This window comes from Noviherbaspirillum malthae, from assembly GCF_015352985.1.
Taxonomy (GTDB): domain Bacteria; phylum Pseudomonadota; class Gammaproteobacteria; order Burkholderiales; family Burkholderiaceae_D; genus Noviherbaspirillum; species Noviherbaspirillum malthae.
Genome location: NZ_JACYXF010000124.1, coordinates 1 through 9,099, shown reverse-complemented (window position 1 = coordinate 9,099; position 9,099 = coordinate 1). Strand labels below are relative to the sequence as shown.

Here is a 9,099-nt window from a genome sequence, read left to right as displayed (position 1 = left end):
TTGAATCCGCTTGCGTGGTTGCGCCTTGTTCTCTTGCTCATGCTTTGCTCCTTGGTACGGTCTTTCGACCGGTTTCATCAAGCAAAGCTCCACTTATCTAGCTGTCCAGATTTCCGGGGCCACCTCTAAATGATTTCGAAAAGTCGGCAGACGTCATATCCGAATGCCCAGCGAGAGGATCGAAGAGGGCAGCTTTCTTACCTGCTTCCAGCCGGTCGTCTAAAACCAAGCTTAGGCAAGGTTCGGCCGAAGCAGGCGCTCAGGCATTAACAACATGACGATCAGCCACAGTAAATAAACTACGTCAGTTCAACATATAGTTTGTAGGGAGGCTATTGCCGAGCAGGTTTGCACATTCAAATGACAGGCCGGCATATGCCGGCCGATTCAACTGATTTTCAGGCACTCACCAGCTTTATTGATTCATTTTTGCAATCATGTGGTCCATCACATGGGTATGCTCATGCTGTGGACTAAACAAGACGAACTCTGCGTTCTGCTCTACTTTGACGGTGTGGCCAGGTGGCCAGTAGAACAAGTCATTGGTACTGGTGACTTCCGACGTGCCATCAGCGTAAGTCGTGATCAGTCTTCCTTGAATTACGTAGCCCCAGTGCGGCGCATGGCACATGTTGCCTTGCAATCCTTCCAGCAAAGGTGAGATATCCATTCCTTCAGGTAGCGAAAAGTATTCGGCGCTAATTTTCCCGTATCCGCTAGCATTTCCGAAATTCAGCTGCTGGCGAGCAGTGGCTCCCGGAATGCCAATCTTTACCGGAACATCTTCTTTGGTGATATGCATGACAAACTCCTTCAATACTGTGAGAAACGTGGACTTGGCAGCATACTTTTACGCTGAGCCCGTTACATCGCATGCAGCTGTGCAGCGCTGCCCCGTTTTAACCTTGATCCCATCACAACCGGCACAGAAAAATTCCGCTGGGATCTTTTTTGCACGGTCGAGATCTTTTGAAGAGTGAAATCGTGGTGCGACCAAGGGGTCCGCCAGATGAGCTTCCAAAAACGTTGTGTACTATCCTTGTAATGCCATCGAAACGGCCGAGTCGAGTATTCATGAGGAATCTCCTTCAAACGTGATGGATGTCCTGCCATACTCCACATCAGCTGTTCCTGAAACGTTCCTGGCAAGTTTCCGCATGGAGGGAGCAATGGTGACGTCATCCCAGCCGGTTTCCGAGCAAGCTTCCATATCAATCCGCATGTTGGGACAATTTCGCTTGCATCTTGGCAATGGAGCGATCCAGGAAGCTGACCCCGTCAAGCGCCAACTTAGTCGCCGGGCCGGCGAACTGATACAGCTGTTGAGCTTGCAACCACGGCGCAGCCTCCCTCATGAGCAGGTTCTGGAAGCGCTATGGCCACACCTTAAGCCAGCGGCAGGCAGCGCGAACTTGCGCAAGGCGGCGCACCATGCTCGTCACTTTTTAGGGGGGCCACATGCAGTGGTTCTGCGCGGCGGTTGTGTATTTCTATTCCCCGACTGCAACGTAAGATGCGACACCAACATTTTCGAGATGGCAGCCGACGACGCTCTCTCTACGGGGGATTCCGCAGCAAGTCGTGAGGCGGTTCAGCTTTACGGCGGCAATTTGCTGCCTGACGCACCTTACGAGCATTGGACAGAACTACCGCGCCAGCGCCTTCGCGACAAATACCTCCGCCTCTTGCAGCAAGCGGGCCTGTTCGAACGGCTGGTGCAGGAAGAACCCACTGACGAATCCGCGCACTTCGCATTGATACATGCCGAAATAGCCGCCGGACGCCGCTCGGCCGCTTTGCGCTGGTACGTCCATCTGCGTGACCATCTGCAACAGTCGCTTGGCCTGAGGCCTGGACCGGAAATGGATGCACTCTATCGTGATTGCGTAAAGGGGTTTGAAGGCGAGGCCCCGGCGTTCGTCGGTCACGCACAGGAAATGGCGCAGGTATTGAAAGCGCTACGCAATGCATCGGCCGGTGCGTGCAGCGGCGTGCTGCTGCGGGCGCCTGCGGGCATGGGCAAGACTTCCTTTTGCCGCCGACTGGCACGCGAGGCGCGCGACCTCGGATGGCAGGTCAGGGCGGTACAGGCCGGTGACTGGACTCGCCCGTATGGGTTGGCGACGGACCTCGTTGAACCCTTATTGCATGAAGCCGGTGAGGAGGCTCGGCAAGCACTGGGGCCGCATGCGCTTGCCGTGCTGGCATCCATGTCGCCGGAGGCGGGGCCGCCGCAAACCCTGGCGCTGCCCATCGGTCGACATCAGGTAGTGGGTGCTGTACGGCGACTGCTGCTGGCAACGGCGCGAGGGAAACCGGTGTTGCTGATCGTCGACGACATGCACGCGGCGGACGATAGTAGTGCCGAAGTGCTGATGCAGCTGTGCGCCAGTGGCATTCCCTTGTTCGTGCTTCTCGCGTGCCGCCCCGTGCTGCCGACCGTGCTGGACAGCCACGTCCGGCGCATGCTGCGAGCCGGTACGCTTGAAGCAGTCGAACTCGACCCATTGAGCGTCGACGAATCGATTTTGTTGGCTGCGCGATCAGCGCACTCACCCATGCGAGCCGATGCCGCCGAGGACATAGCAAGGCTGGGCGAGGGCGTGCCCTTCGCGGTGGTGGAACTTGCCCGTTCTCCCCGTGCCGCGGGTGCGGCGTCCCGGCCCGCCCTGTCGCACACTGTGTCGGAAATCATTGCAGAACGCCTCTGTGATGTGGGCGAGGACGACATGGAATGGCTGCGCCGGCTCGCAGTCGCGGCGGAAGACTTCGATGTGGGCACAGCCGTCGCTCTCGCCGGCGATCCGGGTCAGGATGCAACGTCCCGATTGGACCGCGCCCTTGCAAGTGCTGTGCTCGTTGTAGAGGGCGGTCGTTATCGATTCCGTCACATGCTCATACGCCAGGCGCTGGTCGAAGCCATAGCACCGCATCGGCGCATGGACTTTCACCGCGAAGTTGCGTCGAGGCTGGAGCAGGCAGGCGCTGCGCCGGGATTGGTCGGACAGCATTGGCTGACGGCCGGCGAAGTCGACCGTGCCCTGCCATGTTCCCTGGCCGCCGGAAACGAAGCCTTCCGACTTGGCGCCTATGAAGACGTGCTGCGCCACGTCGATCCCATATTGAACTGCCGACCGCAGCAGTCCGAGGCGTTGGCGTTGCGCGCCGAAGCCATGGATGCGCTTGCTCGTCCTGGCACCTTGGCCGCCTACGATGCAGCAGCCGAGATGGCATTGGAGGAACGGGCACACGAATTGAGGGCCAAGCGGGCACTGGCGCAGGTAAAAATGAGTGATCCGCAGGGTGCGCTGAAGTATTTGCAAGATGTGCACCCGACGAACGTGCCAGGAAGGCTGGCCGAAGCGCTGGCCTACAGTGGCGCCGCCGCACTGGGTTTCGGCGATCCTGCCAACGGCACGCGGCGCGCTGCCGAGGTGCGCCGCGTGGCGCTCGAGACAGGCGATGAGGGAACGCTGGTCATTGCTTCCTGGGCACAGGCTGCGGCTGCACATGCCCGTGGAGACCTTCACAGCAGTGTGTGGGCGGACCTGAAGGAGACTAGCCATCTTCCCCAGTTGGCTTTGCGGGTGTTCGACGGTCACTTGTGCATCACGCAGCGCTTCCTGTACGGCTCGCGGCCATACTCAGAAGTGATCGCGTTCGCCGACTCGCTCGCGCACGAGGCGCAGCGGCTCGGTGCTGCCCGCGGGCATGCCTTCGCCATCACGTTGCGAGGAGAGGCTCGGCTTCTCAGCGGGCAGCTGGATATGGCAGAAGATGACCTCGTCACCGGGGGACGCCTCCATCGTAATATCGGCGGCGCTACCGGCGAAGCACTTTCGCTTCAACGCCGGGCAGAGCTTGCCATGTATCGCGGCCGGCTTGATGTCGCGCGCAGCCTGCTCGACGAGGCACTTGACGTGGCGCGTCAATCCGACGTCGGCTTTCACCTGCTGGACCGCATATACGGGACGCGAATTGCAATGACGCAGGATCCGGACAACGCCCTGTGCGTGCTGGAAGAGGCGGAGGCGTCGGTACGGGGGCCTCTTGAAACCTGCCCTGGCTGCCGAATCACCTTTGCCGTTCCAGCGACCATCGCTGCCGCAAAGGCGCATGAAACAGATCTGGCCACCAGTCATCTGCGGCAGTCCGAATATCTGGCGAACGTGGTGATGAAGCTTCCGGCCTGGCATGCAGCGCTGCATGAAGCCCGGGCCCATGTAGCACTTGCATCAGGAGAGCTCGAGAGTGCGCGCAACGACTTCATTCAGGCGGCGCGGGGCTTTCTGAGTGCTGGTCATGTGCTAGATGAAGCACGTTGCAGTGCAATAGTACTATTTGGTTTAAATGCAGGGTTGGGATGAACGCAATCGATTCATCCCACTTCAAATCTCGATCTGCGTGCCGAGCTCAATCACCCGATTGGCAGGAACGCGGTAATAATCCGCTGCATCGCGTGCATTGCGGGACATGGCGGCAAATAGGGATTCTCGCCACAATGCCATGCCCGAGCCGACTTTCGGAATGATGTTATGTCGGGCGATGAAGAAGGACGTGGCCATCAATTCCAGTTCCAGCCCATCTTTGCCACATCGCTCCAGCGCTGCAGGAATATCGCGCTCGTCCATGAAGCCATAATGGATATTGACCTGATAGCAATTATCCCCCAGGTCTTCGACCGTAACGCGCTCACTGTCGTCGACGCGCGGCACGTCTTGGTTATGTACCGTCAAAAAAATGGTGCGCTCGTGCAGCACCTTGTTATGCAACAGATTGTGCAGCATAGCGTGTGGCACCCCGTCGCCCTCTGTACGGAAGAAGACTGCGGTACCTTCTACGCGTGTCGGAACGCTGACGAACAGGGTCTGCAGAAAATCCTTGAGCGGAATCAGGTGCTTCTGCAAATTTTCAAACAGCAGGCTTCGCCCGTCCTTCCAGGTCATCATGATCAGCAGCATGACAATGCCCAGCGTGATCGGGAACCAGCCACCTTGCGCAATCTTCATCACATTGGCAGAAAAGAAAGCAAGATCGATCGCCAGAAAGAAGCCGGTCGCAATCCAGCACAGCAGTAGGTTGTATTTCCAACCATAACGAATCACGAAGAAAGTTAGGATAGTCGTCATCAGCATGGTTGCGGTGACGGCGATGCCGTAGGCAGAAGCCAACGCAGAAGACGAGCCGAAGCCGACCACGGCCAGTATCACTGCCGCTAGCTGCAGCCAATTCACTGAAGGAATGTAAATCTGGCCGATCTGGCGCTCGGACGTGTAGATGATCTTCATGCGCGGCAGATAACCTAGCGCAATCGCCTGCTGCACCATCGAGAAGGTGCCAGAAATAGTCGCCTGCGAGGCGATGACGGTAGCCAAGGTCGACAAGGCAACGAGCGGATAGATACTCCAAGCTCCAAGCTGCTGATAGAACGGGTTCGACACGGCGTCCGGATTGGACAAAAGCAGTGCACCTTGGCCCAGATAATTCAGCGCTAGTCCCGGAAAAGCAATAGAAAACCAGGCCAGACGGATGGCGCGCTTGCCGAAGTGTCCCATGTCTGCATACAACGCTTCGGCACCGGTGAAGGCCAGGACTACCGCGCCTAGGGCAAGGAAAGCTAGCCAGCCGTGGTTTGCAAAGAAGCGTAGCGCATGTAGCGGATTCAGAGCACTGAGTATCTGTGGGTTGGCGACGATGTTGACAACGCCCATTATGCCGAGAGACGCAAACCACACAATCATAATCGGGCCGAACCATTTGCCGATGCCAGCAGTGCCTTTGCTTTGCAGCAGGTATAAAGCTACCAATACGGTGACGGCAATAGGGACGACGAAGGGCTTGAAAGCCGGCGTAGCGACTTGCAAGCCTTCGATGGCGGAGAGCACGGAGATGGCAGGTGTAATCACGCCGTCACCAAAGAATAGTGCCGCGCCAATCAGGCCGGCGAGCATCAGCGAGTAATGCCATTTCGAGCGCGGCGTGACGGAAGCCAGAGCCAGCGACAGGAGCGCCATGACACCGCCTTCGCCGCGGTTATTGGCCCTTAGGATCAGAGTCACGTACTTGAGCGACACAATAATGATCAACCCCCAAACGATGAGCGACACAACTCCGTAGATGTTGGCCGGATTGAGGGCTAAGCCATGGCTCTCCGAAAACACTTCCTTCATCGTGTACAAGGGACTCGTGCCGATGTCGCCGTACACGATGCCGACGGCGCCCACCGTCAATGCGGCAAGACCGCTCTTTTGCAAACTCGTATTCAAGTCACTTCCTTCAACAGTGATGGAATGGGAATAGGGATTGAATCTAAGGCAGCATCAGTCGGTAACCCACGCCTGTCTCGGTAAGCAGGTACTGTGGCTGCGCCGGATCGTCTTCAAGCTTTTGCCGCAGGTGGCCCATGTAGATGCGCAGGTAGTGTCCGCTTTCAGAGTGAGACGGCCCCCATACCTGCCGCAAAAGCTGTAGATTTGTAACGACCCGTCCTGCATTCGTGAGCAGCACCGTCAGTAACCGGTATTCCGTCGGCGTCAGGTGCACTGGCTCGCCGGACTTGCTAACCAGCCGCGCCTGAGGGTCTACCGTCACGTTACCGAAGCTAACAGTCGCGTTGCCGACAGGCCGCTGCAGGCGTCGTAGCAGGGAACGCACGCGCGCCAGCAGTTCGCCAACGCCAAAGGGCTTGGTCAAGTAGTCGTCCGCGCCTGCGTCGAGCGCATGAATTTTGTCAGTCTCATCCGCGCGTGCTGACAGTACGATGATAGGCAGGGGCGACCAGCTCCGCACTTCACGAATCAACGCGACACCGTCGCCATCGGGCAGTCCAAGGTCTAGCACGATCAGGTCAGGCTTGCGCATACCGGCCTCAATCAGACCGCGTTGCATGGTATCGGCTTCGAACACTTGCCAACCCTCGTCGGCAAGCGCCGTGCGCACGAAGCGCCGTATCTGAGGCTCGTCTTCCACTAGGAGGGCAACCGGGACGATCTCCTTCATAGTGCTTGCCTGTCCGTGTCCAAGGCCGCTTCCTCGGGTTCGCGCAACTCCGGCGGCGCGTCCAGGGGCAGCACAAAAAGGAAACTGACTCCGCCTTCCGGGAGATTGGACGCTCTGATACTGCCGCCATGCGCTTGTACAATGGCGCGGCAGATAGACAGGCCTAGACCTGTGCCAGCCAGCCTTGATTCTTTCTCTCCCCGAACAAACTTCTCGAACAACGGTTCTTCCTGGCCTCGAGGTATGCCCGGTCCGTTGTCGCGAACTTCGATATTCAGCACGCCCTTGTCAGCCGAGGCCGAGATAGTAATGATTGAGTCTGGCGGCGTGTACTTGGCTGCGTTTTCGATTAGGTTGCACAGCACCCGCTCGATCAGCACAGCATCGAAGCGCACTGGCGGCAAGTCCGGTGCTAGCCGGATCTGTACTGCGTGAAGCGATAGGGCCGGCTTGCATGCGCGTAAAGTGCTTCCGATCACTTCCTCCATGAATTGCCACTGCAGGTCAAGCTGCACCTTGCCGCTCTGGATGCGCGCCATGTCGAGCAGATTAGCGACCATCTTGCTCATCCGTCGTGCTTCATCGTGCAAGGCGGATGCAAGGTCATGCTGTGGGTCCGGCAAGGCTGGCTTGGCTATCACCAACGATTCGGACAGGCCCACCAATGCCGTCAACGGTGTACGTAAATCATGCGACAGGGCGGACAGAATGGAATTGCGCAGGCGCTCGGACTCGATGTTTACTAACGCACTTTGCGCCACTTCAATGTAATGCTGACGCTCCAACGCAATTGCCGTCAGCGCCGCACAGGTCTGCAACAGGCGGCCTTGCTCGGACTCGATATTCCAATCGGGGGCCTGCGGCAGCACCGCCAGCACGCCGCGCGAGCGCATGGGAGCTGTCAGCGGCAAAAAGGCAACGGAACCGGAAGACATGGTACCCGTGCCCAGACCTGCGGGCCTGCCATGCTCGAACGCCCATTGTGCAATGTGCATGTCCATCGTGCCGAAGCTGTCGACCTTCAGACTGCCGGGGTTTTCAACGCTGGACGGTAAACAGCGGTTAAGGTGCCCGGCCTGATCAGGCATCAGAATCGCAGTCCTGACTTGGAACGCCGACTCGATATGAGAGAGTGAAGTATGGATGATCTGCGCCGTCTCCAGCGTTCCCGACAGCTCCCGCGAAAAGGCATATAACTTTAGCGTGACTTCCTCGCGTCGGGCAGCCTGTTCTGCTTGGTAGCGCAAGTTCGCAGTCAGGTGGGAAATCAGCAAGCCTACAACCAGCATTACGGAAAAAGTAACCAAGTACTGTACGTCATGGATCTCGAAGGAAAACCTGGGTGGCACAAAGACAAAGTCGAACGCAGCCACGCCCAATACGGTAGCGGTGACGGCAGGTCCCTTGCCATAGCGTGCTGCTATCAGCACGACCGGTAGCAAGAAAAGCATGACAATATTGGCGAGGTCCAGGTAGGGCAGCAGAAGCGTTGCGATGACAGACACTAGCAGGACGGCGCAGACTGCAGCGGCATAGCCATTGCCTGCTGAGCGGGGAATTCTTCCGCCAGGATGGGAGATATTGTCTGCGGATATCGGATTATCTACGGTCACAGGACTGGTTCACTAATTTAACGACCGTCAAACGATAATGTATTTCGAGTAAAAAAGTCGTAAAAATGTAACTGCGGTCCTTTGGAAACAAGGACGACAAAGTTTGTGTATCCGTGTTGGGCCGTCTGCTGTCGAGCTGAGTTGTCGCGAGCGGCCTCTTAGCGTGAGAGAGCGGTCGCAATGCCAGAGTAAGTGACAAAGTCCGAAGATTCTGCAAACCCGGCTGTTCAGAAACTATTCGGACTCTCTTGGCTGTTCATGATGCACTTTGTTGTACGCAAACTGCGTACTGTAGTTAGTAAGTACTTTGGAAGCAGGCGAGTTCGCACAATGGATTTTACATAAAAACAATTATATGCAGGACTGGTAGTATTAGGAGTGTTGCGTTTTTAGGGAGGCTCTTCATCTAGCTACTGCAACATTGAATGCGTAAATGGTATGTTCCGGCGTTGCTTAATTTCCAGGACGCAGGAATGCTTATCCAACT

5 protein-coding genes are annotated in these 9,099 nt (G+C 57.3%); 1 reads left to right on the top strand and 4 read right to left on the bottom strand.

Translation table 11 applies throughout. The features are described from left to right. Positions 1 to 415: 415 nt before the first annotated feature. Positions 416 to 802 carry a cupin domain-containing protein gene (locus IGW03_RS36500; protein WP_194727288.1) on the bottom strand — a complete coding sequence of 129 codons (387 nt, stop codon included), beginning with the start codon at positions 800 to 802 and terminating at the stop codon, positions 416 to 418. 367 nt (positions 803 to 1,169) lie between these two features. Between IGW03_RS36500 and IGW03_RS36495 the strand changes: the two genes are divergently transcribed. Beyond that, positions 1,170 to 4,367 (top strand): ATP-binding protein, encoded by a 3,198-nt coding sequence (locus IGW03_RS36495; RefSeq protein WP_228536326.1) that lies wholly within the window; start codon positions 1,170 to 1,172, stop codon positions 4,365 to 4,367. A 21-nt stretch (positions 4,368 to 4,388) separates the two neighbouring features. Here the strand turns inward: IGW03_RS36495 and IGW03_RS36490 are convergent, their stop codons facing one another. Genes IGW03_RS36490 through IGW03_RS39005 form a run of 3 tightly spaced genes read right to left on the bottom strand, consistent with a single transcriptional unit; the run spans position 4,389 to position 8,612 of the window. Beyond that, complete coding sequence (locus IGW03_RS36490; RefSeq protein WP_194727286.1) at positions 4,389 to 6,266, bottom strand: potassium transporter Kup; 1,878 nt, start codon at positions 6,264 to 6,266, stop codon at positions 4,389 to 4,391. Between the two features lie 43 nt (positions 6,267 to 6,309). Next, a complete protein-coding gene (kdpE, locus tag IGW03_RS36485) occupies positions 6,310 to 6,999 on the bottom strand; it encodes a two-component system response regulator KdpE (RefSeq protein ID WP_194727285.1) in 690 nt (229 codons plus the stop codon). Continuing rightward, a complete protein-coding gene (locus IGW03_RS39005; RefSeq protein WP_194727284.1) occupies positions 6,996 to 8,612 on the bottom strand; it encodes a DUF4118 domain-containing protein in 1,617 nt (538 codons plus the stop codon). Before IGW03_RS39005 ends, kdpE begins: the two co-directional genes overlap by 4 nt. Between the last annotated feature and the right edge of the window lie 487 nt (positions 8,613 to 9,099).

What these genes read in the sequence shown, in the direction of transcription:
- IGW03_RS36500 (WP_194727288.1), bottom strand. Translation starts at nt 802, where the DNA reads ATGCATATCACCAAAGAAGATGTTCCGGTAAAGATTGGCATTCCGGGA.
- IGW03_RS36495 (WP_228536326.1), top strand. Translation starts at nt 1,170, where the DNA reads ATGGTGACGTCATCCCAGCCGGTTTCCGAGCAAGCTTCCATATCAATC.
- kdpE (WP_194727285.1), bottom strand. Translation starts at nt 6,999, where the DNA reads ATGAAGGAGATCGTCCCGGTTGCCCTCCTAGTGGAAGACGAGCCTCAG.